This window comes from Caballeronia sp. LZ003 (genome assembly GCF_031451465.1).
GTDB lineage: Bacteria > Pseudomonadota > Gammaproteobacteria > Burkholderiales > Burkholderiaceae > Caballeronia.
Genome location: NZ_JARUXJ010000005.1, coordinates 108,493 through 129,403 on the forward strand (window position 1 = coordinate 108,493; position 20,911 = coordinate 129,403).

Below are 20,911 nucleotides of genomic sequence, written 5' to 3' on the forward strand. Positions count from 1 at the left end.
GCGTTAATGACGCACACGTGCGCTCGAAAGCTCACGAATTTGACCTAGCTTTCGCCGCCTTGACTCTTGCCGAAACAATGAAAATCTTATGTGAGAGAGAACACAGACATACCGAAAACGATCATGGCTGGTACCGACATGGAAGCACCTGAAGACGGATTAAGACCAAGCTCACCTCCGGTCGCGCCGACTGGCGAGAGCGGTCTTCGGCGGCTCGACCGCCTGACCAACGACAGTCGGCTCGCGCGAATCCATGCGGATACGCTGGCCAAGACTGAACTGCCGTACCACTCGGGATTCGCACGTGAGTTTTTGCGGGGCGACTTCAACTTTGCAGCAGCGAAGATGACCGTCGCTCGCGGCGGCAAGCTCATCGCTATCGAATCTGAATTTCGAGTGGCCGAGGGCTGGTTCCGCAAAGCAATGGCTTGGGCCAATGAACTGCCCAAGAGGCAGACTGCGACGTATCCGGAGATAGTGACGCTCGAAATCAAGCACGCCATGTCTGGACGATTGGTACGCCTGCTCACAATCTATGACCAACTCTTCTTACTGACCATGGGCGCACTGATCGCTCGATCGTTGGGCTCGGAAGCTCGTCAAAGCACCCTCGATGCCGCTCAAACGCGGATTCGCAAGATCGCCTATCTCTGCATTTTCGACAACGATCGCTTTGCCCCCGAAGGTGTGTTGCTTCCCGACCCTGGTCAAGCCCACTAAACCGTCTTGAGCGCGCGCATGCGCTCTCTGTCTTGACTAGCGGCAGCGCTGGTTACGCTCGACTTAATGCAACGACGAGAGGACCTCAAATGGACCTACGCGATATCCAGCGACTGCACGCACAGTTCGCATCCGACTCGATGACCATTGATCTGCCACGGCAGATTGCGGCCGTTCCGGCGCCGGCGGACTTAGCTGCCGATGACAGGGCACCCACTATGAAGGTGCGCCTCCCGAAGGCAGCGCCCACCGCCCGCCAAACGCTCGTGGCGGTGGCAATCGCCGCTGTGGTCGGTATGGCAGGCATGGGGGCCGCTTCTCTCTACAAGTCACTGGGCGCACCATCGGTCCACACCGCTCGTCCGGCTTCAGGCGAGGGCAAGCTCGCGGCAATCGAACAGACCGTCGCACCAGCGACGCACCCGATCGACGCGGAGCCGCCTCATCCGGTTGCCGTGGCACCGATGCTCACCGCGAAGGACCTCGCTCCTTCGGGGGTTGGCTTGACGGCTGACCAGTTCAGAAATTCGCTCGGGAGCAACGCTCCTGCCGTTGACGCGACGCCATCTAAGGCGGCCCCGGTTTCGACGGAGGAGCAGCGAGCGGCGGCGTCGCCGATTCATCAAGCCCGTCGTGACGCGGACGCGACACAGCAGCCTGCAGCCAACTCCCCCGCGATGAAGGCGGCCGCACCCGCAGCGCAAAGCGCTGGGCAGCAACCGACGACGTCGGCCACGACGGCAACGCCCGCCGCGACGACGCAAGCCACAGACGGCGCGACGACAGAGACGTCCACGCCGTCGCACTCGCACAGCTACCGCCACCACGCAAAGCGCGCGCGCGACGAGCAGACCACGGAGTCCGACGGCGCAGCCGCATCGAATAAGAAAGTAGCACCCGCGACCCGCGGCGGGTCGAACGAAGTGCAAATGTTCTAGGAATCGACACCATGAAAACCGAACTCAACATCACGCTTATCGCGCGCGGCTGCGCCATCACCGGCGACATGGTCGTGGATCACGGCATTTCGTCTTTCGGCCTGCTCGACGGCGGCATCATCTCCACGCAGGGTCTACTGCACATCGGCGAAGGCGGTCTCGTTAAGGGCAGCGCACAGGGCGAGCACGTTCGCATTGACGGGCGCGTTGACGGCGACGTGCACGCGCGTGGCTCGCTGGAAATCAACGGCCAAGTCTCGGGTGACATCTTCTACTCCGGCACGATCCGCCTCGGTCCGCGTGCGTCGCTCAACGGCACGCTTAAGCGCGTTGCCAGAATGCTGACGATAGAGGCCGATTCGGCGCCGGACGAAGGGCCTATCGCTGGTCCGCGCTTGGACGATGCGAAGGGCCAGGAGCGCACGGAATCGAACGTGACGGAGATCTCGCGCGCCATCGCCTGAGCCCTGAATAAGCCTGTTTATTTGCCGATAACGGGTCAAAGTCTCTAAGAACCCTGATCATGAAACCCATCGAACCGATCTTCGATTTCGTCACTAAGACGTGGGACGCGGCAGCGCAAGAAGCCGCGTTCGAAGGCCATTGCTTTTGCATGCTCGATACGGGACGACTGGTAAATAGCCACGCGATGCCCGTTGACACGCCGCACTGGAACCGTCCCGCATACCAGTCCGTCGCAAGGTAAAAACTCGCTTTGAAGCCGAGAGCTTGACGGCTTCGATCACCGCCCGCATCCGCATTGATACGGCCGTCCAAGCGAACGAACAAGCGGCGGGCTTCGACGCCTACTGCTCAAAGCCGACGGATCCGGCTTGCCTTGCGCCCGCTGCTTCAAAGCCTATGCGAATCACGACGAGGAGAATCCCTCTGCACCCTACGCTGCTACCACCGGTGCGAGCCGAGCCTCGACGACAAACCGTGATTCGAAGTTTTTCGACGTGCCCGAGATCATGAGCGACTCTCTCGCCCGCGTCATTGCGACGTAGAACAGTCGCCGCTCCTCCGGTTCCGTCGACTTCGCATCGGGGACAATCGTCTCTTCGCTGCGCGCGATCCAGACGTGGTCCCACTCCAGCCCTTTCGAGCTGTGCATGGTCGTGAGGATCAGAGCGCCTGCAGTGGGCTCGTTGTTGTCCTGCCGAAGGAACAGCAGCCGCTCTGCGAACGAACCTGAGAGCCGCGACAGGACGGCATCGGTCGCCTGAATGGCGCGTATCGCCGATTCCTTCTTGGCGTACTTCATCATCCATTCGGCCACGCCAGAGAGCGTGAGCGAATAGAACTTCCGGTCGCAGAGGCTCTGCCACTCGGCCAGACGCTTCATGAACTCGCGGTAGTTCGTCGCAACGTCCTCCGGCAGCCCTAGCTTGACTAACTCAGCGCGGCCCTTCTGCGTAAGCTCTGCCCCCATGTCGGCATGCAAGGCGCGCAACTGCTGCGCGGTCAGGCCACGGTGGGCGAGCACGGCGTCGAGACCCGTGTCTTTGATGCGCTCGACTATTTCGAGGAGGTTGCACATGAGTGCGCCCTCAGGGCGGCTCAGCACCGATGCGCCTGATGCGCGGTAATACTTGATACCGTGAGAGCGGCAGACGGATTCGAGCGGGTCAAGGATGCGGTTGGTGCGCGCAAGGATGGCGCAAGATTGACCTTCGGCAAGCAGTGGCCCCAACACCTCGACTGCAGCGGTCGCTTCCTCGTACTCGTCCGGGTGCCGCGATGTCAGGACGCTCCCGCCCGCCCCCTTCTCCGCGCGCAGGACCTTCGCGATTCGGTCCACGTTGTTGCGGATCACGCGGTCGGCCGCGCCGAGGATCTCTGCACGACAGCGATAGTTGCTGCCGAGCACGACCGGCTTCGCGTCAAACGCTTGGATAAACGACTCCATGCCGCGATAGCCCAGCGCCTCGCGAAAAGCGTAGATGCTCTGGTCATCGTCGCCGACGACCGTCACGATCGAACCGGCCTTTGCATGAAGCTCGATCCACCTGTATTGCAGCGGGTCGGTATCCTGAAACTCGTCAACGAGCAGATAGGTGAACGCGTACGGGGCGATGGTTCCGTTTTCCATCCCCTCCACGGCGAGGCGCAGCATGTCTTGGAAATCAATCTTGCCGTTGCGGGCAAGCGCGTCCTGATAGGCGTGGTACAGCTCGCCGTCGGCAGTGTCCGGATCGCACCGCCCGAAATTGGTTTTGATCTTCTCGATCGTTGGAATGACGTCTTCTGCCTTCCCGTCGCGGCCGAGTTCCTGCATCACGCGGATGAGCAGACCGAGCCGGTCACCGTCCGAGGCGATATCAAGCGCGCGTGCGCCGGGGCGCTTCAGTTGCTTGAAGGCGAGCGAATGGAAGGTGCCGGCGATCAGGCGCTTCTTCACGGATTCGCCAGCGGCCGCCAGGATGCGCTCCCGCAGTTCGAGCGCGGCGTCCTTGGAGAAAGTGACGGCGCCGACCGTCGCGGCGCTGTCTTGCAGCAACAGGGCTGCTTTCGTGGCGATCGTTTTCGTCTTGCCCGCGCCCGGGCAGGCGATCGCCACGCAATGCTGGCGCAACTGGGCGACTTCCCGTTGCTGGGGATTGAGCTCGTCCAGCATCGCGCCTCCTTAGTTGCCGCGGACCGTCGTCATCAGCTTCAGGTGCGTCATGTACCCGCGAATGCCGAGCGGATTGAAGCGCTTGAGGAAGTTGACCGCCTCATCATCCACGTCGGACTGGTCGCGAATGCCGTTCCAGACCATGAAGTCGAAGTGATCCATCGCACGGTCGAACTTCATGATGGCGCTCAGCACGCGCATCGAGAAGCGCGAGTACGCCTCGACCTCGATGTCCATTGCGGGCATCGGAATGGTCGGCTCGAACACGAACTCCTTGTTGGCGCGAAGCTCCGCTTCCTTCTGCTGCCGGAAGCCTTCGGCGACGCGCAGTTGCTCGTCCACGTAGCTCTCGATGCCTGCGAGCAGCTTTTCGAGCGCACTGTTGACGACTTCCCTGTCGTTCTCGCCGAACGTCGAGCGGCCGAAACGCTGCATGTTGATGCTCATGCGGTTGATGTACGGCCACCATTGTTCGAACAGCGGCTTCAGGCGGGTATGGTTCAGACGCACGCGTGCGGTCACGACTGCTGCGCCGGAAAGCTGGCGGTCCAACAACTGACGGCCGATCTCACGGCGGCGCTTGATGATCGCAATACGCTCCGCCGCAGGCAGGTCGCGAAACAGCTTGCGCGTCTTCGCCACTTCCGCCCGCTTCATATGCGCGTCGTCGGAGGAGATCACGCCTTCCTTCTGGAGGCGATCGGCATCCGCCTCCATCTGCGTCAACTCGCGCTCAAGCTCTCCGTCGTCCGCGCCGTCGGTCGTGAGCGGCGCCTCCACCGTACCTTGTTCGAGTGCGCTCAGCGCGATTTTCTCTTCACTGCCGGGTTCGACAACCGTGCTCATTCGCCATTTCTCCTGTCTGGACCGCATGGGTCCCGTTTCATCGTGGGTGATCAGGCAAGCAAAGCGCGTTGCCTATGGGGTCCATTGTTGCGGTCGGGGGCACCGGTCAACGTCCGAAACAGCGACTATTTCGCGCGCCTTTCCGACGACGGAGCCTAGTGGGAACACGGTTGCGCGCAGTGCCCCGTTGGGCTCGCACGCACGGTACGGTCATCCGCGCGTTCAAGAATGGAGGTCGGTGAGAGCAAGGACAGGCCGGCTCGGGGCGAGACAGCGCTTCCGTGAGGGAGCGCCGAGGAGGGGGTGCTTATGGCTGGGGACCGTATCATGATGAAGCCCGTTTGCCACAAAGACGCTGTTTTTTGTGAGCTTTCCGGGCTTCGCCTTACTATTTACTTCCTAGCGCGCAGATTGAAACGACTCTGCGGCTTTCCACAGAAGCGCGCCTAACAGCGCTGCGGCCGCGACCCAGTATCCCGCTAGCACGGGCAACGGCGCAACGAGCACGGCTAAGAGCGTGCCGAAAACCAGCAAGAGGCCGTGGCTCGCGAGGTGGAAAGACAGTGGGCTGACGAAACCCGCCGCCGAGGCTTTGATCTTTCGCCTAGAGGTTCCGTCGATGAACATTCCGAGGGCAAAAAGGATTGTGCCCACGATCCATAGCTGCATCACCATGGCTCGGAAGACGATTCGATAGACGAGCAGCCAGAAATTCTCGGTCCACGTATGCGCGAAGCTGGAAAAGCCCCCGTCGTTCATCCCGCCAACACTCCCGGACGCGCTCAGTGTCCGGTGCAGCAGGCCGGTATCAACGAACGCATGGCGAAATATCTCGTTCGCCCGGCTCACCGCAGTATCGACTTTCTGCTGCCCAACCGTGTCCACCAACGACTGAGTCTCGACGTCCGGCACCTCGAATAGCTTCCGGTCGGGCATCGCAGGCATGACGGCTATTGCCAACACCGGGACCAAGAGAAACCAGACCTTCAGGTGCGAACCGAAGCGGCTAGCCATGTAGCACCTTTACTGCCGCCAACACGGGTATCAGAGCTACGGCGAACAGCCCGCACCAGAATAGCGCCGGGCGATACTCGGCGATGGTCGCCAGGGCGTAGCAACGTGCGCCGGCGCCATGGGTGAACTCTTCGGGGACGGCGGCGTTCGCATCGCCGTCGAATGCCATCGCGGTCTCGAGTGCTCGCTTGGCCGTGCGGAAATCAGTCTGCGACAACTTCGCTATTATCGTAACGGTGAGCGACATCGTATTCCTCGAAGTAGCGGCGGAACGTCTCGCCGTGCAGCACGCGGGATGCGAGCTGGAATGCTGCGGTACGCTGCGTGATATGGTCCGGACAGCGCTCGTCGACCATTTCAAGCTCGTGGTCGGGATGGCGCTGCTCAAACGCGGTGATCGCCTCCACCATCGGGCACCACACTTCCACCTTCTCGCCACGGCGCGCAACGTAACGACGCGCGTAAAGTGCCTGGGCCGGCTCAAAGAGACCTTGCATGAATGCCACGTACGGCTCGCCGTTGCGCTTGGCCCGCCTGTAGCTGTCGAGTGCCGATTCAATCATCTCAGCAGCCAACGGCCGCTTGTCTCCCATGAATCGTTCGCCGATGAAGTCGGCCACGCGGGAGCACGCGAGCTCGAGATCCGGCGACACGTTGAACACCGGCATGAGCCGGTGCGACAGCTTGTGATCGCGGATGATGTGTTTGTATGCAGCGGACATAGTTTTAGGTTTAGCCTTCGATGATGGGAATTCGACCCTGATACACGGCACCTCCCGAGATGCGCATGAAGTACTGCAAGTTCGGCAAGCTATGGAGGAGGCGAACCGGGATCAATGGCACCTTTTCAAGCTGAAGTGAGCGCGATTGCGAGCCGCTAAATTCCAGTGCATGCGCCTCAGTAGTAGTATTCAAGCTGTTCGAAACGTTCACCACGCGGATCGCGGTTTCACCGACCTTGTCGGAGAACCACTTAGCAGTATCTGAGTCCTCCAGTCTGAGGACAATCTGGTTGTTCAGGTTACCCAAAACCTGCAGCATTTTTGCTGCGTTTCCGAGTTTTGCTTCTAGGTCGGCGCGCGCCTGAAAAGCGACAAACGCCTTGAACCCGGCCCCGCGTCCCTTGTTGAGGATCTGAATCACCTGCTCGTTAATGGCCTCGGCGATCTCGTCGATGATCAGCACGACGTCGGGCTTCTCCGCGTAGAAGTTATAGATCGCCCCGCACACCGCCGCGACGTCAGACAGCGCCATTGAGGCGATCGCTTTCTGCACGATGTTGTTCGACAGGGAATCCAGGCCCATGTAGAGGACCGCCTTCTGCTTGATGATCTTGTCGATGTCCCATATTTCACGCTCGTCCTCGAAGTCATCTGCCTTCGGTGCGAGCATTAACCCGGTTTCGCCGGTCGCCAGCATCTGCAGCAGCGGCAGCGCCGAGGCGATGATTTTCATGTAGTGCTCGCGGTCGTGCGTGTGCGTCGCGATCAATCCGTCGATCGTCTCGTGCCCGCGATCGTGGGCGGCAAACCGGTCCAGATACAGCTTGACCATCCCGTCAACCATTGACGCGTCGTTACGGCGCTGCGCGTCTTTAACCGTTGCCGTGACCGTCAGCTCTTCCCAGTCCGCCAGCCCATTTTCGATGAAGAAGCGGCGCAGGCCGCGTTCCAGCAAGTTGGAAATCCCCGACTGCGCGTACTTCAGGATCGATCGCAGGTTGGGCTTGTCGCCGACGTACAGCTCGCCCTTCACCGCGCGGTCGATGAACAGAAACGCGAAATCCCGGAACTGGCCCTCTTCCATCAACTGTGCAATCCGCGATGGAATTTCCGACGGCTGCGACCAGTTTTCGAGCGGGTTCAGGCGAATCGACTCGTGCGGTTTGGCCTGATTGAAGTAGAGGAACTTGCGGCCGGTGCGGGCGCACTCCTTCTCAACGCGCTTTTTCCACTCGTCGTCGTTTTTGGGGTCGACGATGATCAGAACGTCTTTGGGGTTATGGATCACCTGCGTGGAAATGACTTCATACGTCCGGGTCTTGCCCGCGCCTGTTGTGCCGGCCACGAGCGTGTGACCGCCCATTGCCTTGTAGTGAAACGGCACCTTCACCTTCTGCGGCTCCATGCCGTGGATCCACGATGATCCCTGGGGCATGCGATCCCGGATGCTGTCGCTCGGTCCGAACAGCCGTTCAATGCGCGCCTCGACGGTCCGACCGATTTCGGTTTTGGGCAGCCACTTGGGCAACGACGGAATATCCGTCACCGGCATGCGAAGAATCTCGTGGGCGATCTGCGTGTGCTTCTGCGTCCATTCGTAGCCCGTGCCCAAGTACATCGAGTCCGCTTTTTGCCGCATCGTCTTCTGCGTGGCGAGGAGCTTGTCAATATGGATCTTGCTGAGCCACTTCGTGGAAATCGCCATGCGAAAGCTCAGCGCCTTCCAGATTTGCAGTGCGCGTATCGACAGCAGCAGCACACCGGCCAGAGCGAATGCCCAGCCGTACGGCATCCCCGAGACTAGGATTCCAACGATGACCACCGGCCAGACGACGAATGGCCTGAACTCGTAGATGGGTCGGAAGTGGTTGACGTAGCTCATGCCGCTGGCCGCTCCATGATGAGACGCCCTGCTCGCTCAACGATGCAGATATCGGTGCCATGAGCGCGCATGAGTAGCTGCCGCTTCTTTAGTTGCTCGACGAGCGTATCGCTCGTCATGCCGTACGCGCCGACAAGGCGCTTTTGCACGGCAAGGCCTTTTTCTTCCCAGGTGACCTTCGCGTTTCCCGACGCGACGTCGCCCGCGAGTGCCTTGAAGAACTCTTTCATCATCGCGGCACCCGGCCCCAGCACCTCAGTTAGTTCCTCGTCTGACGGCCCGGTTCGGCTGCCGGTGCCGAGGCCGGTATGAGCCGCCGCAGGGTCGATCGCTGCCGGGCGCCGTGGCGCGGGAGTCGGGACTGTGGAGGACTCAGTCTTTGCGGCTGCATCGCCCGGTGCTTGGCTGCGCTCCAACGCGTCACGCAACGACTGAGACAATTTAGGCGGGGCTCCTGAGACCTTCTTGTCAGCGGAGTTCGTTGCGGCCGCGCTGGGCGTTGTCGAAGCCGGGGCAGTCGGGGCCGCCATGTCGCCGGATGCCGGCGCTGGCTGCGGATGTGGCTCGTTTGAGGATGTCTCACCGCCTGCCGGGGCCGTCGATTGGACAAACTGCGGCTCGAGCGCGAGGGCGACATGCACGGCGGACGGAACATCGTATTTGACCGGCGCAAACACCGCCTTTTGCGCTTTGCGCTCAAAGTCCACGGCAACGTCCATCGCCTGCCGTACCACTTTATGGACGAGCGGCTCGTAACCTTGCGGACTGCGCTCTGGATTGATCGCGTTGAAAAGGTCGTCAAGCACCCCGGTGTCAAACCCGGAGAGCAAATCCGGCGCGATGACAGTCTGGGCGAACATCGCGGTGCGCATCCGCTCGTTCTTGAGCGGCGCTGCTCGCCGTTCCACCGTGTATTGGCCGCCGCCGAGCCACGCGCCGAACGCGCCGTGCGCCGCCGGATTCCACTTCGACCGGTCTGACAGGCGAATCATCTCGAAATGACGGAATGGCTCGTCAAGCAGAGAACACGCAGCCGCCAGGAAGACCACATAGTTGTATTGCGGCTCGAGCCGCCGCCGCTTGTCGGACGTGAGATCCGCGGCGAACTTCTGCGCACCGGCCAGCCGCATCGCATAAAACGTCGACTCGATCGTCGCGCGGAAAGCACCGCCCGGCTCACAGTGCAGCTCCGGCGTCAGCGGCATGGAGGAGAACCAGCTCGCGCAGCGGCGCAAGACGGACACCCACTTCCGTGCGAATTCCGCTTCTGTGCTTTCGTTCGCGCACTGGCGAACGAGCTCAATGCGCTTATGGTGCGTCGCGAACAAGTCTTCGATCGCGATAGCTTCGTGGGCGATTGTCATGGAATGAATTTGCTCGCCAGCTTCAAAGCGCCAGTACCGGTCGCCGTCGCACCGCCACCGAAGATCGTTGCCAGCTTCGGAATCTCGAAGGACAGCAGCAGCACGAACACCGCCAAGTCGAAGACATACGCCCCGTTGACGGTGGTAGATCCGCCTACGTGGGTCGCCTTGCTCACCGCGTCTGAAATGGACGTCCCGACAAGCTTTATCAGGACGGCCACCACAACGGTGTACATCCCCGCGCTGATCATCCAATCGAGCCACTTCTTAAAATAGCTGCGCGTGTACGACGAGAAGCCGAGCGCAATCGCAATCGGGCCAAGGACGATACCGACGGCGGCCTGAATCTGGCCAATCGCGGTGTAATAAACGAAGATGATTGAGGCGAGAACCATGAGCATCCCCGCGAAGGCGAGAACGATGACATCGGTCAACAGCGCAGGAATGTCCCACAGCTTGACCGTCTTTAGCTTCGCCGTGAGCGCGTCGATGATGGTCCCCGCTAGAGAGGCCATCTGGGAGCCCACCGACCCGTTGTCGGAATTGCTGATATGTGCCGCCAGCTGCTCAAACCACGTCCAAAAGCCAGCCGCCGACGAGGTGTAGCCAAGGTACAAGGCGACGAAGATACCGAGGACAGCCACTTCCTCGAACAGGTCGACCCACGCGGAAATCGGATGGTGGGTCCCGGCGAACCTCACTCCGACGAGGACTAGCGAGATAACGCCCAGGCCCCACGCGAACTTGTTCGCCTCGCTCATCACGTTGGAACTTGCATCCACTGCCGTCGTGACGACGTTGCCGAGCAGGACATGGATCTGCTGTGCGGCGCTGCTCGCCCCCCTGCTAAAGTCGCCCGCCTGGCTTGCCAGCAGTGCAGCCGAGGTAGTCGACGACGCCGGCACAGCGGGGGCCGCTTGTGCCATTGCGCGGCTAGCAGTAAAGCCGATGCAGCAGATCACCGCCAGAAAGACGAGGAGCGACCTTACGAGCGACATTGCTGATCGCACCATCATTGCCCCAGCACCTTCGAGGATCCGATTTGAGCGTCGAATGCCGCTCGTTCTCTGTCCTGTTGCGCCTTGATCGCCGCCTGACTCGCATTGTTCGCCTGCTGGTCCGCGACCGTCGCCGAATCCTTGACCGCGTCGCTGCGCTGCTTGGCTGCCATCATCGTCAGGAGGTCGCTGTTCTGGCTGGAGATGATGTCGAGCATGTGGGTGGTCAGCTGAGCCGTTGCCTGCATCGTCGGCGACATATTCAGTTGGTCCTGAATTTCCTGCCGGCGCTTCGCGAGCGTGCTCACATGCGAGATCACGTCGTTGCCTTGCTGGAAAAGCTGCTTGGCCGTCTTGTCGTTGTTCTGCAATAGGGTGTTCTGATCCGTGAACCACTGGTCGGCGGACTTTCCCGATTGCGTAATCAACGCCTGAACCTTGCTCGCATACTCGGCGTTGCTTTGCAGCCCACCGTACAAATCCTTCAAGGCGTCGGTGTACTTGCTCAGGCCCGAAATATCGTCCTTAATGCTGTTGAACTGCGCCAGCATCGCCGCGGGATTAAGGTTGGTCGCCTGCTTCAACTGATTTAGCATCATCTGGTACTGATAGACGAGGTTCGAATCTTGATAAACCTCACCCTTCACGGCGGCTGCGGCGGTCATCGTGTTCTGAATGAAGTTGGACGCGTCGAACACCGGCATGTTTGCGTTGGCGTGTTGCACGAATACCAGCGTCATAACGCTGGCGGCTGCGACGCAGCGGAGCAGTTTTTTCATCATGGCGATACCTTTATCTAATGCGTTCAAGCGTTGACGAGCACGTCGCGCACGTAGTCCTCCCGCCATTGCGGGCTGCCTGACTTGACGTGCTTGTCGAGGAGCGCCTGCGCGCGACCATCCGAGCGCAGGTAGGCGAGCGCCTCCTTAGGGAACTGCGCCTGCAGCATCCGGCTTTGTTTGGCTGTCACCCACAGGTAGTCGCGGTTTGGCACCGCGTCAGAGATCATCTTGATTTGGTGCTGCGTGAGACCAAACACGTCGCTGTACAAGCCTTGATTGTTGATCGCGTCGCTGTTTGGCAGGTAGATGATGTTCGGGATGTTCTCTTTCAGAATCTCGAAGTTCGGCACGCGTGCGAGCTGCCCAAGCGACTGCGTGGCCATCACCAGCGCCGCGTTGAGCGTTCGGATCGTCACGGCCCAGATTTCAAGGCGCGCATAGAACTTCGGGTACGTGAAGAAGAAGCCCGCCTCTTCAATTTCGATCACGGTGTAGCGCTTGCCGTCAAGAATCTGCGCGATCCGGTAGAACGCATAGTCCATGAACAACGCGGCGGCCACCGGGAAGTTTTGGAACAGGTCGCCCATCTCGATCGACAGGTCATCCGAGATGGCGAAGCCGTCCTCGGCGTGGTCGAAGAACTTGCCGTTCTTGTTGCCCTCGGTCCAAACCTGCAACCGCTCACGCAAGTCCGCGGGCAGCAGCGTAATCAAGCTCGACAGACGCCACTTCTCGGGCGGGAAGCCCAGCGCCAGCGTCTTGATCCGGTCGTAGATCTCGGTCTGTTGCTGCGGCGTGCAGGTGTAGTCCTCGCCCTCGATGGCAAGCTGCACCCAGTCCGCGACGTAAGACCAGTGCTTCTGGTCGCCGATCAGCGAGAGCGGATTAACTGAGGTCGCCGCCTCGAATCGCCCCGTGGCATCGATGAACCGGCCGCCGCCGAGCAGCGTCGGGATACGGGTCGAGCGGTCCTTGTCGAAGCGGATGCGGCGCGCGCCGTGGCGTCCCGTCTGCGTCATCAAGTAGTTCAGAAACACCGACTTACCCGCGCCAATTGGACCGACGACAAGTGTGTGCGCCTTGCCGCCCCGATGGTGCAAGTCGAAATACTGGAGCGTGCGATGTCGGGTAGGCAGGCAGGTGAGCGGACCAGTTTTGATCCCGGACTGCTGCGTGAGCCACTCGTTGACCTTCGAACCCTCGCCCACACTGCACAGTGGGACGATGTCGGAGACGGCAGGCGTCTCGACGAACTGCAGGCGCTTTTGCTGATCCCAGCGACCCGGCAGCGTCGCGCTCCACGAGGCGAACAGGTTCGTCTTCTCGAGAATCACGCCAAACCCAGCATTGCCGATGACGCCGACCACCTGACGCGTCGCGTCCTCACACTCTTCCGGCGTGCTCCCATAAACGACCACCGAAATATTGGCGAAGCCGTACTGCTGGCCTTCGGCGTCTAGCTTTGCGAGCGCGTCACCCGCCTCCTTCGCCAAGATCTCACGGCCTTCGTCGTTTTTTTGCTCTTCCTTCGTTGCCCACTGCTTGAGGATCGCGACGGGATTGAAGGCCGCGACCTTGTAGAAGCCGCGAATTTTTTTGATGTACGCGCTCGCCCGCGACGTGTCGAGGAACCGGAACATCACGCAGACATCCAGCTCCGCGTCCACCTGCGAGAGCACGTCGAGCGCCGCCTCTTGAAAGCCCATCCATTCCTTAATGCCGATGATCCGCGCGTACACTTTGCCGTGCGCCGATTCAAACATCAGTTCCGTGGCGCCGATCGTGACTTCCGTCTCGGTCAGGTGCGTGTCGAGCATCGTGACCGGATAGCGCACGCGGCGCTTGGGTGACGACGGATTCGCTCGCTGATGCAGAAACGACAGAACATTCTGAAGCTGCAGCCGCTTCATCTTCAGGCGCGTGACACCGCCAACAAAACCGTCGATCACCGACTCGAACCGCTTGATCTCATTTTGAATCTTCGTGAGGTCGAACGCGAAGGCGCTGCGCGCGAGAATCGTGTCTTTCACCGCTTCGAACATCGCCACAGCCAGGTTCTTGCCGCCGACTGTCATGTGATAGCTGATCTTGTCGAAGATCCGCGAGATGCCGGTCTCGGGCGTGAATGCGAGCGCGAGCGAGTGCGAGTTCTTGAAGTACTTGCCGCTGCCGATGATTGCCTGATTGATCGCGTCGACGCGCGCATCGGCCTCCGACGCGAAGGTGCCGTCCATGCCACCGCGCACGCGCCGGTGCGACATGCGCCACCACGCGGTCACGCGATGATCGAAGTTACGGCACGCGTGATCGAGGTTGTCGCGGGCGGCGGTGATGTCGCCGGGATTGGGCGAGTCCGCGTCGATGCCTTCGAATTCGAACACGGTCAACAACGACCCGTCCTTATTGAGCACCAGTTCGGGCGTGACCATCGTCGCCCACGGCGCGATCTCCTGCACCGCGCGCTTGGTGAATATCATTTTCAGCATGGAAGGTCCTGATCAAACCCATACGGCCGCTTGAAGCGCGCGCTAAAACGGCTGCTCGGCCCCGGCTCATAGACGTCCGGGTAGCGGTTGTACACCAGCATCACGATTCGCCACCACGGGTCAGTCGAGCTTTTCCAGCGCAAGAACACATGCACCACCACGCCGACAAGGAGAAATCCCGGGGTCCAGCTCGTGTAAGTGAGCAGCGCCGTCATCGTCCCGTTGAAAATGGCGAGCCCCCGGTCTGCCCCGCCCATCTGGCGCGGCAGCGAAAGGCCCCGACTAACCTTGTGTTGGCGCATATCAGCAGGCGTTGGCCATGTGGAAGTGGCTCTGCATGATCGGCACGGCCACCGACGCGATGCCGAGGCCGACGAGCACCACCGAGAAGGTCTTCGCGATGTTGCTTTCCGAATTGGCGACCGCGACGCCGCCCAGCGTGATAAGCACGATGCCGATGCCATAGAGATACGGGCCGCTGATCAGGTTGCTGATCGTGCAGATAATGTCGGTCAAACCCGTCAGATTCGAGAAATCGCCCGCTGCCATTGCCGCAACGGAGACGACGCTCAGAAGTGCGCCGACCAGCATGGACTTGCCCGGACGCAGATGCTTGGCCACCGTCGCGGCTCTGTTGAGTACCTTCTTGCCCTTCATTTGATGCTCCCGTTAAAAAACGCGTTGTAGGTCGTAATCCTTGCTTTTGAATCCCCGGATTTCGAGGATTTCGGAGACGTGCCGCATCTCGCCGGTGCGCTTGAAGTGCACGACGTAGTTGAAGCAGTCAGCGATGTTTTTGCGCATGTCTTCCAGCTCCCATCGCGATCCCGTCGGGATGCCGAGCATGGCGAGCGATTCAAGGCGGCTCAAGGCCGTGCGCCCGTTGTTCGCGTGAATAGAAGCGAGGCCGCCATCGTGGCCGGTGTTGAGTGCCTGCAGCAGGTCATAGGCTTCGCCGCCCCGGACTTCGCCAACGATGATGCGGTCGGGACGAAAGCGCAGGCACAGCGCGACCAGCAGCTGCGTCGTCACGTTCGTGTCGGCATTGGAGAGCAGCCGCACGCGGTTGGGTACGTGCAGCTTCAGTTCCATCGTGTCCTCGATGGAGATCACGCGTTGGTCGGACGGGATCTGTTCGATCAGCGCGTTGAGGAACGTGGTCTTACCTGCTGACGTGCCGCCGGCGACGAGGACGTTTTTGCGCGACTGAACGAGCGCGACGAGCGCGCGCATGAGCGCCTCGTCTTCGATGCCTTCCTCAAAGTGAATGGCTTCCGCGTGTTCCGGTCGCGCGTTGGCTGCCGAGAACGCCCCCATGTTCACGTAGTCCGACAGCGTCAGCTTCGATTCGCGGTGTTTCCGGATGCTCAGCGCATGACCGTCGATTGAGGTCGGGCTCATGACCGCCGCAATACGCAGGTTCTGGTGACCGGCGTTGATGATGCCCTTGTCGCTGCCCGCCTTCGCCGACTTCTCAACGGAGGAGGCGAGTGAGTGGATCGCGCCTTCGAGCTGTTCCGGGCGCAGGTCGATGTTTTCGCGTGTCATCACGCCACGACGCTCCACCCAGACGTTGCGGTAATCGTTAATCATGATTTCCGCGAGGTCGGGCGATTCCAGCAGCTCGCGCAGCGGCGAAAGCGCATGGAAGAACATGCGCACGGCTTCCGCTTCGAGGGGGCGCAGCTTCAGGAGTTGGTTATCGGCAGACTCGGACATGCGATGCTCTGTGGGCGATCTAACATGTCGGGTATTGTTGGTGGTGCCACGCGCACGCGGGTATGAAAAGACGCCTCAAATTGATCGGCTTTCAGGGCATTGCCCAACGATCGCCCCCGGGATTTAGCGCCGGCCTGCCAGAAGGGCCAAGTGAATTATCATGATGAAACGCATTTCCCGGAAAGACGCTAAAAATGATGTAGCTTTCCGGCTACCGCCTGCGGCGACTGCCTGTTAAGCATTTCCCATCGTCCCCGGCGGGCGTTGCTCGTAGCGTTACGCGCCTGACATTTCACGTGTCGCCGTCGCCCGCCGTGAGCCGCTTTGTTCGTTATTCCGCCCTGAGTCATCGGCGATGCGCAACGGAAAACCAATCAAACCGCTTCCCCACCCAGATTGCGACTATTGCGGCAATCCAGCCGTCCTCGCCCGTGCAGGCGACGACGCCTACCCTTACCGGGACGACCACGGCCCGCTGTGGCTTTGCCGAAACTGTCATGCGTGGATCGGCGTGTTCCCTCGCAGCAAGCGAAATGTCCCGCTCGGACGCCTTGCTGACGCACGTCTTCGGGAACTGAAGGCGAGGCTCCACGCGGCGCTTGAACCGCTGGTGGCGGCCAAGGTCCGCCGCGACGGCTGCAACGTGTTCGAAGCGCGCGCGAAAGCGATGAAATGGCTGGCTGGCGAGATCGGCGCGGACGTCGAGAAGTGCTCGATCCATACCCTTGACGCGGACCAGTGCGCGCGCGCGATAGCGGTCGTCGACGAGTTCCAGCGCGCCCGCACCGCCACCGCCTCTTCAGAACCGGCTTGGGACGATCGTTAACCCAGGCAGTCAAATATTCGTTTCGTATGTCCCGTACCCTTCCCTTCCAGCGTTCGTCTCAAGCCGCCCGCGCGCGCCTGAATAAAGCACAATTGCTCCCGATTCCCCGCGCGGTCGTCGACGACCTGGCGCTCCGGGCTCATCTCTCCTTGGAAGCCCTCCGTGGCGACTGCGACGAGATCGCTCCCGCGCAGCACATCACCGAGGTGGTACTACTGGCTAAGTTTCTTTCCGAGGCAGGCCACGGTGAGTTCTCGCACGAGACGCTGCTGGCGGCCGACCGCGCAATGGCGCAGGTTTTCGAAGGCGGTCGAGAGCGCGGGATTTGGCGGATTTCCTCCGACGCGGCGTTCGCTTTGCTGACCGCAGTCATCTGCATGTACGACCAGCAATTGCAGACGGTGAGCCTCGGCGCACTCACCGCGGCGAGCGAGCGCCTCGAGCGGTTCAAAGGTGGCGAGGCATACCAGCCGCTGTAAAAACGCCGCGCGTGAACTGCTGAAGACGAAAAAAAGCCCGGCAAATCGCCGGGCTCGTTTTTCATTGGATGCCCGGCCCAGCCGGGGTCTAGCAGATCACCTCCATCGTTTCCCCAAACGGCGCCTTGCGGGCGCGCGTCAGAGGGGTGGTCGATGCCCATAGCACCGGGTAGTGCGGCGCGACGGTGGGAAAGCGCCCGACCATATCTGTCAGGTAGACCAGAAAGGCGGGGTTCATGCCGTCTTCCGCGACCCGATTGAACGGGTCGACGAACGCCGTCCCGCCCCCGCCGCGCACAGGCTTGATATCCGGCGAGTCGCCTCGCTCGAAGATCTGCACCTGCGTGACGCGCGTGTCGCAGTCCATCACGATCAGGCGCGCTGGCTTCAACGAGTGGAAAACCGCGAGGATCTCCGCGTCGAACTGCGCCTGCGTCTCGTCGAACACCGAACCGCTGGAGTCACGCACGAAGACCGCATCGCCGATCGCCGGTGTATGCAGCGACGGCAGATAGAAGCCGAGATGCAGATACCGGCGATTCGGCGCCGCGAAGCTGTAGTCCGACGGCGACGACTGCTGGGCAAAGCGATGCAGCACCGCCCGCCAGTCCACGACAGGCCGCACCGCTTCGCCCGCCATCGCCTGCAGATCACCGGGGAGCTTGCCGCGCATCGCGGCCGCTTTCGCGGCTTGCGTGACGGCAACCTTCCACTCCGCTTCCTTTACCGGCTTGTCCGGCCCCTTGTAGGGCCGCACTTCACCGAATGAACCGGGACGCGAAGGCTGATCGCCGGGCGACTGTCCCGGCGCGGCGCCGTTCTGGCCACCGGGCTTCGGAGCCTGCTTGCCGTTCGGCTGCTGCTGGTCTTGCGGACCTGGCTGCGGCTGCTGCGGCTGTTGCGGCTGTTGCGGCGGCTGATTCGGCTGCGGAGGCTGTTGCTGCTTTTCCTTCGCCTCCTGTGTCAGCAAACCGTAGATCTCCTCGGCCGACTTGCCCGTATAGCGCGGATCGACTAGCGCGCCTTTCGGCAGAACCATGCCCGACGACAGCACGATCGGATTGATCGCGTAGTCACAGGCATCGTTCCATCGGTTGAGGTCTCGCGCGCCCTGGCGCCAGCAGTGACCATTGGCCACGTGCAGCACTTCATGCGCGACGACACCCCGGACTTCGAGGTCGCTGAGCGATTCCATGTACGTCGGGTTGTAGCCCAGCGTTTCGCCATCCACCCAGAAAGTCTTGGCAGTCGGATCCTCGCGGACATTCAATCGGAGCGCGAGCGCTCCGAAGAATGGTTGCGAGAGGACAAGCTCGGTCCGCTGCCGGGCAAGGCGCGGATGGACCGCGCTACTGCCCAACACCACATCATTGCGGTCCATGACGCCCCCTTACGCGACGAGGCGCAGTTGGCTCGCGTGCGCCGATTCGACTTCCATCGGCTCCGGCTGCATGCCCATGAAAGCGGCCATCAGCCCTTCAATCTCCTGTGCCTTGCTGGCCACCTGAGAACGAAGCACGCGCGAGTCTTTCAGTTCCGCCCCTGTGTGCACGGCCAGATGCGTCTTGGCCTGCTCGAGGATGTGCGTGAGCTGCGGGTCGTTCGCGAAGTTGAGCTTCGGCAGCAACGCGCAGAGCTCCCGGACGTTATTGGCGACATCCAGTCGGACGTTGCCGGTCGCGTACAGGCGGTTCGCCATTTGCGAGACGGCTTCATACAGACGCCGCACCAAGTCCTCGTTCGCGGTCGCAATCGAGGCGAGAACGTGCTGGTCCAACTCGCTCTTGAGCGTGTTGAGCACGTTCGCCGGCAACTCGACGCCGAACTGGCTGGCGTCGGGAAACGGCAGAACCGCCATCTTCACGCCGAACTTCGTGGACAGTTCCGCGAGGGTCGGATAGTCCGCCTCGTTGAAAAGTCCGTTCAGTTCTTCGCGAGCCGCCTCTTTGAGGTTGAGGTAGTCGGTGAGGAACACGGAGACCGCCAAGTCGAACTCGTCTTTCAACGAACGCATCTTTTCGGCGAAGTCCATGTAGACCATCGTCGGCAGCAGACGCACACCGAGCTGGTCATACTTCAGCGTGTGGTCATAGAAGTACGAGCGGATACGGCCGGCGAGCGTCACGACTTCGGCGAAGCTCGGCGCGTGCTCGGGCAACAGGCGTTTGTTGAATCTGCCGATGCCCTTCGCGTGGTGCTTGCTCTCGACTTCCTGCGTCACCTTGCCGTCGAAGCGGCGAGCAACCCAGGTGGAAATCGTGACGGAGCAGAGCATGACCTTCGATTGGATGGAAGTGATGTCCATGTGAAAACCTCGTAGAGAAATGGAATGGATAAAGCCAAGAAAAAGGCCCTGTGCGTCCGAAGACACGACAGGGCCAACGTGGGTGATGCTGAGAAAAGGCGAATGCGTGGTTACTCGCCGCGGATGATCTTGCCGATCTCTCCGCCTTGCGCACTAATGAAGGCATACGAGTTCTGGATCTGCGGGGTGCGCTGCACCGCATCGCGCACCAGCAGAGCCGCGAACTCGCGGTGCCCTTCACCGATCAGACGCTCGGTGTAACGCACGACGCGATCGAAATTATTCTCGTTCGCGCGTGCCGCAAGCGCTGCCGCGATCGCGTACAACGCCGAAGGCGTCGTCGGGATCATGGCCGTGTCGGGCGCGAGAAGAATCGCGTCCGGATTCGGCAACTCGCGGAAGATCTGGAGGAACGCGACCAATTCCGTCGCGGCACCCTCTCCGACCGAACCGGCGTAGGAGATGTGCTCCAAGTGCTTGGGGACTACATCCATGGTTTTCGCCACGAACCCCCAGCTACGCGGGCTCGGTGCATTCTCGATATCGCGCGACGTCTTCTGCACGGACAGCAAGTCCGGGCGGAAGCGCAGGAACGCGATGAGCGCGGGCGGGATGTTTTCGCGCACGGCCCACTGCGTCCAGTCGTCGATCGTCGGTTCGAGTTCCACCACGGTGGCGAAACGCGAGATCACCGGATCGAGAATCCCGGAGACACCGGCGTTGTCGGTCCGGCGGTTCGTGGCCGCGAGGAACGTGACCTGCGGTGGCAGGACGTGCTCGCCGACGCGCCGCGCGAGCAGCAACTGCATCTTCGCGGCTTGCACGGCGGGCGAGGCCTGCCCGAGGTCGTCCAGAAACCAGATCAGCGGGCGTCTGGCCGTCATCGCGCGTTCCAAATCCCCGAACGGCAGGAACTTGGCGGTCGTGCCATCGGGCGAGGGAAACGGCAACCCTTTCGAGTCGGTCGGATCCTCGACCACCGGGTGACTGATGAGCAGTTCGTGATCAGTCGCGTGCGCGGTCTGTTCGACGATGTCGCTCTTGCCGATGCCGGGGCGGCCAGTGATGAGCACAGGCAGGCGCTTCGGCACGTACAGCGAGAGGAGTTCGGTGAGTTGAGCGGGCGTGACTTTCATGATGGCTTCCAAAGAGAAGCCCCACAAAGACTACGCCCGTAGGGACGTGGTCCCTGTGGGGCAAGATATGAAAAGCC

The 20,911-nt window shown here is 61.3% G+C and carries 22 protein-coding genes; 6 read left to right on the top strand and 16 right to left on the bottom strand.

What is annotated here, in order from left to right; translation table 11 throughout:
* The first annotated feature begins 123 nt into the window (after positions 1 to 123).
* The 4 genes from QCE79_RS31570 (at position 124) to QCE79_RS31585 (ending at position 2,364) form a co-directional block, all read left to right on the top strand.
* Positions 124 to 720, top strand: a complete 597-nt coding sequence (locus tag QCE79_RS31570; RefSeq protein ID WP_061151727.1) for a hypothetical protein — start codon at positions 124 to 126, stop codon at positions 718 to 720.
* Positions 721 to 809: 89 nt separating this feature from the next.
* On the top strand, positions 810 to 1,658 hold the full coding sequence (locus tag QCE79_RS31575; protein WP_309850935.1) for a hypothetical protein: 849 nt from the start codon (positions 810 to 812) through the stop codon (positions 1,656 to 1,658).
* Between the two features lie 11 nt (positions 1,659 to 1,669).
* Positions 1,670 to 2,122, top strand: a complete 453-nt coding sequence (locus tag QCE79_RS31580) for a polymer-forming cytoskeletal protein (RefSeq protein ID WP_309850939.1) — start codon at positions 1,670 to 1,672, stop codon at positions 2,120 to 2,122.
* Between the two features lie 59 nt (positions 2,123 to 2,181).
* Entirely contained in the window at positions 2,182 to 2,364 is a 183-nt protein-coding gene (locus QCE79_RS31585; RefSeq protein ID WP_309850942.1) for a hypothetical protein, read from the top strand.
* Positions 2,365 to 2,553: 189 nt separating this feature from the next.
* Here the strand turns inward: QCE79_RS31585 and QCE79_RS31590 are convergent, their stop codons facing one another.
* The 13 genes from QCE79_RS31590 to QCE79_RS31650 all read right to left on the bottom strand — a co-directional run bounded on the left by QCE79_RS31590 (position 2,554) and on the right by QCE79_RS31650 (position 16,088).
* Complete coding sequence (locus QCE79_RS31590) at positions 2,554 to 4,275, bottom strand: ATP-dependent helicase (RefSeq protein ID WP_309850945.1); 1,722 nt, start codon at positions 4,273 to 4,275, stop codon at positions 2,554 to 2,556.
* Positions 4,276 to 4,284: 9 nt separating this feature from the next.
* A complete protein-coding gene (locus QCE79_RS31595) occupies positions 4,285 to 5,121 on the bottom strand; it encodes an ATPase (RefSeq protein ID WP_309850948.1) in 837 nt (278 codons plus the stop codon).
* A 399-nt stretch (positions 5,122 to 5,520) separates the two neighbouring features.
* Positions 5,521 to 6,135: a DUF4400 domain-containing protein gene (locus QCE79_RS31600; protein ID WP_309850950.1), complete on the bottom strand. Its 615-nt coding sequence runs from the start codon at positions 6,133 to 6,135 to the stop codon at positions 5,521 to 5,523.
* Positions 6,128 to 6,382: a hypothetical protein gene (locus QCE79_RS31605; protein ID WP_063786815.1), complete on the bottom strand. Its 255-nt coding sequence runs from the start codon at positions 6,380 to 6,382 to the stop codon at positions 6,128 to 6,130. The genes QCE79_RS31600 and QCE79_RS31605 overlap by 8 nt, the downstream gene beginning before the upstream one ends.
* Positions 6,339 to 6,857, bottom strand: coding sequence for a hypothetical protein (locus tag QCE79_RS31610; protein ID WP_250482450.1), 519 nt, complete (start codon positions 6,855 to 6,857; stop codon positions 6,339 to 6,341). The genes QCE79_RS31605 and QCE79_RS31610 overlap by 44 nt, the downstream gene beginning before the upstream one ends.
* Before the next feature lie 10 nt (positions 6,858 to 6,867).
* A complete protein-coding gene (gene traD / locus QCE79_RS31615) occupies positions 6,868 to 8,739 on the bottom strand; it encodes a conjugative transfer system coupling protein TraD (protein ID WP_250482451.1) in 1,872 nt (623 codons plus the stop codon).
* Positions 8,736 to 10,103 (bottom strand): TraI domain-containing protein, encoded by a 1,368-nt coding sequence (locus QCE79_RS31620; protein WP_309850959.1) that lies wholly within the window; start codon positions 10,101 to 10,103, stop codon positions 8,736 to 8,738. Before QCE79_RS31620 ends, traD begins: the two co-directional genes overlap by 4 nt.
* The gene (locus tag QCE79_RS31625) at positions 10,100 to 11,119 is read right to left on the bottom strand and encodes a type IV secretion system protein (protein WP_309850962.1); all 1,020 of its coding nucleotides are present in this window, start codon (positions 11,117 to 11,119) and stop codon (positions 10,100 to 10,102) included. Before QCE79_RS31625 ends, QCE79_RS31620 begins: the two co-directional genes overlap by 4 nt.
* Positions 11,116 to 11,883: a type VI secretion protein gene (locus QCE79_RS31630; protein WP_309850964.1), complete on the bottom strand. Its 768-nt coding sequence runs from the start codon at positions 11,881 to 11,883 to the stop codon at positions 11,116 to 11,118. The genes QCE79_RS31625 and QCE79_RS31630 overlap by 4 nt, the downstream gene beginning before the upstream one ends.
* Positions 11,884 to 11,906: 23 nt before the next feature.
* Positions 11,907 to 14,369 carry a type IV secretion system protein VirB4 gene (locus QCE79_RS31635; RefSeq protein WP_309850967.1) on the bottom strand — a complete coding sequence of 821 codons (2,463 nt, stop codon included), beginning with the start codon at positions 14,367 to 14,369 and terminating at the stop codon, positions 11,907 to 11,909.
* Positions 14,363 to 14,626, bottom strand: coding sequence for a conjugal transfer protein (locus tag QCE79_RS31640; protein WP_053572942.1), 264 nt, complete (start codon positions 14,624 to 14,626; stop codon positions 14,363 to 14,365). The genes QCE79_RS31635 and QCE79_RS31640 overlap by 7 nt, the downstream gene beginning before the upstream one ends.
* Positions 14,627 to 14,672: 46 nt before the next feature.
* On the bottom strand, positions 14,673 to 15,026 hold the full coding sequence (locus QCE79_RS31645; RefSeq protein ID WP_045463810.1) for a hypothetical protein: 354 nt from the start codon (positions 15,024 to 15,026) through the stop codon (positions 14,673 to 14,675).
* 12 nt (positions 15,027 to 15,038) lie between these two features.
* Positions 15,039 to 16,088, bottom strand: a complete 1,050-nt coding sequence (locus QCE79_RS31650; RefSeq protein ID WP_309850970.1) for an ATPase, T2SS/T4P/T4SS family — start codon at positions 16,086 to 16,088, stop codon at positions 15,039 to 15,041.
* A 355-nt stretch (positions 16,089 to 16,443) separates the two neighbouring features.
* Here QCE79_RS31650 and QCE79_RS31655 point away from each other — a divergent pair, with 355 nt between their 5' ends.
* Together QCE79_RS31655 and QCE79_RS31660 are read left to right on the top strand one after the other, a co-directional pair.
* Positions 16,444 to 16,914 (top strand): zinc-finger-containing protein, encoded by a 471-nt coding sequence (locus QCE79_RS31655; RefSeq protein ID WP_309850973.1) that lies wholly within the window; start codon positions 16,444 to 16,446, stop codon positions 16,912 to 16,914.
* A 26-nt stretch (positions 16,915 to 16,940) separates the two neighbouring features.
* Positions 16,941 to 17,393: a hypothetical protein gene (locus QCE79_RS31660; protein ID WP_309850975.1), complete on the top strand. Its 453-nt coding sequence runs from the start codon at positions 16,941 to 16,943 to the stop codon at positions 17,391 to 17,393.
* Positions 17,394 to 17,481: 88 nt separating this feature from the next.
* Here QCE79_RS31660 and QCE79_RS31665 read toward each other — a convergent pair whose 3' ends face one another.
* The 3 genes from QCE79_RS31665 to QCE79_RS31675 form a co-directional block, all read right to left on the bottom strand.
* On the bottom strand, positions 17,482 to 18,774 hold the full coding sequence (locus QCE79_RS31665; RefSeq protein WP_309850978.1) for a DUF2201 family putative metallopeptidase: 1,293 nt from the start codon (positions 18,772 to 18,774) through the stop codon (positions 17,482 to 17,484).
* A 9-nt stretch (positions 18,775 to 18,783) separates the two neighbouring features.
* Positions 18,784 to 19,698, bottom strand: a complete 915-nt coding sequence (locus QCE79_RS31670) for a hypothetical protein (protein ID WP_309850981.1) — start codon at positions 19,696 to 19,698, stop codon at positions 18,784 to 18,786.
* Positions 19,699 to 19,808: 110 nt separating this feature from the next.
* The gene (locus tag QCE79_RS31675; protein WP_309850982.1) at positions 19,809 to 20,834 is read right to left on the bottom strand and encodes an ATP-binding protein; all 1,026 of its coding nucleotides are present in this window, start codon (positions 20,832 to 20,834) and stop codon (positions 19,809 to 19,811) included.
* Positions 20,835 to 20,911 lie beyond the last annotated feature (77 nt).

Coding starts and splice junctions, on each gene's coding strand:
- QCE79_RS31585 (WP_309850942.1), top strand. CDS start 2,182: ATGAAACCCATCGAACCGATCTTCGATTTCGTCACTAAGACGTGGGAC.
- QCE79_RS31620 (WP_309850959.1), bottom strand. CDS start 10,103: ATGACAATCGCCCACGAAGCTATCGCGATCGAAGACTTGTTCGCGACG.
- QCE79_RS31650 (WP_309850970.1), bottom strand. CDS start 16,088: ATGTCCGAGTCTGCCGATAACCAACTCCTGAAGCTGCGCCCCCTCGAA.
- QCE79_RS31630 (WP_309850964.1), bottom strand. CDS start 11,883: ATGATGAAAAAACTGCTCCGCTGCGTCGCAGCCGCCAGCGTTATGACG.
- QCE79_RS31600 (WP_309850950.1), bottom strand. CDS start 6,135: ATGGCTAGCCGCTTCGGTTCGCACCTGAAGGTCTGGTTTCTCTTGGTC.
- QCE79_RS31635 (WP_309850967.1), bottom strand. CDS start 14,369: ATGCTGAAAATGATATTCACCAAGCGCGCGGTGCAGGAGATCGCGCCG.
- QCE79_RS31655 (WP_309850973.1), top strand. CDS start 16,444: ATGCGCAACGGAAAACCAATCAAACCGCTTCCCCACCCAGATTGCGAC.
- QCE79_RS31570 (WP_061151727.1), top strand. CDS start 124: ATGGCTGGTACCGACATGGAAGCACCTGAAGACGGATTAAGACCAAGC.
- traD (WP_250482451.1), bottom strand. CDS start 8,739: ATGAGCTACGTCAACCACTTCCGACCCATCTACGAGTTCAGGCCATTC.
- QCE79_RS31610 (WP_250482450.1), bottom strand. CDS start 6,857: ATGTCCGCTGCATACAAACACATCATCCGCGATCACAAGCTGTCGCAC.
- QCE79_RS31670 (WP_309850981.1), bottom strand. CDS start 19,698: ATGGACATCACTTCCATCCAATCGAAGGTCATGCTCTGCTCCGTCACG.
- QCE79_RS31665 (WP_309850978.1), bottom strand. CDS start 18,774: ATGGACCGCAATGATGTGGTGTTGGGCAGTAGCGCGGTCCATCCGCGC.
- QCE79_RS31595 (WP_309850948.1), bottom strand. CDS start 5,121: ATGAGCACGGTTGTCGAACCCGGCAGTGAAGAGAAAATCGCGCTGAGC.
- QCE79_RS31660 (WP_309850975.1), top strand. CDS start 16,941: ATGTCCCGTACCCTTCCCTTCCAGCGTTCGTCTCAAGCCGCCCGCGCG.
- QCE79_RS31590 (WP_309850945.1), bottom strand. CDS start 4,275: ATGCTGGACGAGCTCAATCCCCAGCAACGGGAAGTCGCCCAGTTGCGC.
- QCE79_RS31645 (WP_045463810.1), bottom strand. CDS start 15,026: ATGAAGGGCAAGAAGGTACTCAACAGAGCCGCGACGGTGGCCAAGCAT.
- QCE79_RS31640 (WP_053572942.1), bottom strand. CDS start 14,626: ATGGGCGGGGCAGACCGGGGGCTCGCCATTTTCAACGGGACGATGACG.
- QCE79_RS31575 (WP_309850935.1), top strand. CDS start 810: ATGGACCTACGCGATATCCAGCGACTGCACGCACAGTTCGCATCCGAC.
- QCE79_RS31675 (WP_309850982.1), bottom strand. CDS start 20,834: ATGAAAGTCACGCCCGCTCAACTCACCGAACTCCTCTCGCTGTACGTG.
- QCE79_RS31580 (WP_309850939.1), top strand. CDS start 1,670: ATGAAAACCGAACTCAACATCACGCTTATCGCGCGCGGCTGCGCCATC.
- QCE79_RS31625 (WP_309850962.1), bottom strand. CDS start 11,119: ATGATGGTGCGATCAGCAATGTCGCTCGTAAGGTCGCTCCTCGTCTTT.
- QCE79_RS31605 (WP_063786815.1), bottom strand. CDS start 6,382: ATGTCGCTCACCGTTACGATAATAGCGAAGTTGTCGCAGACTGATTTC.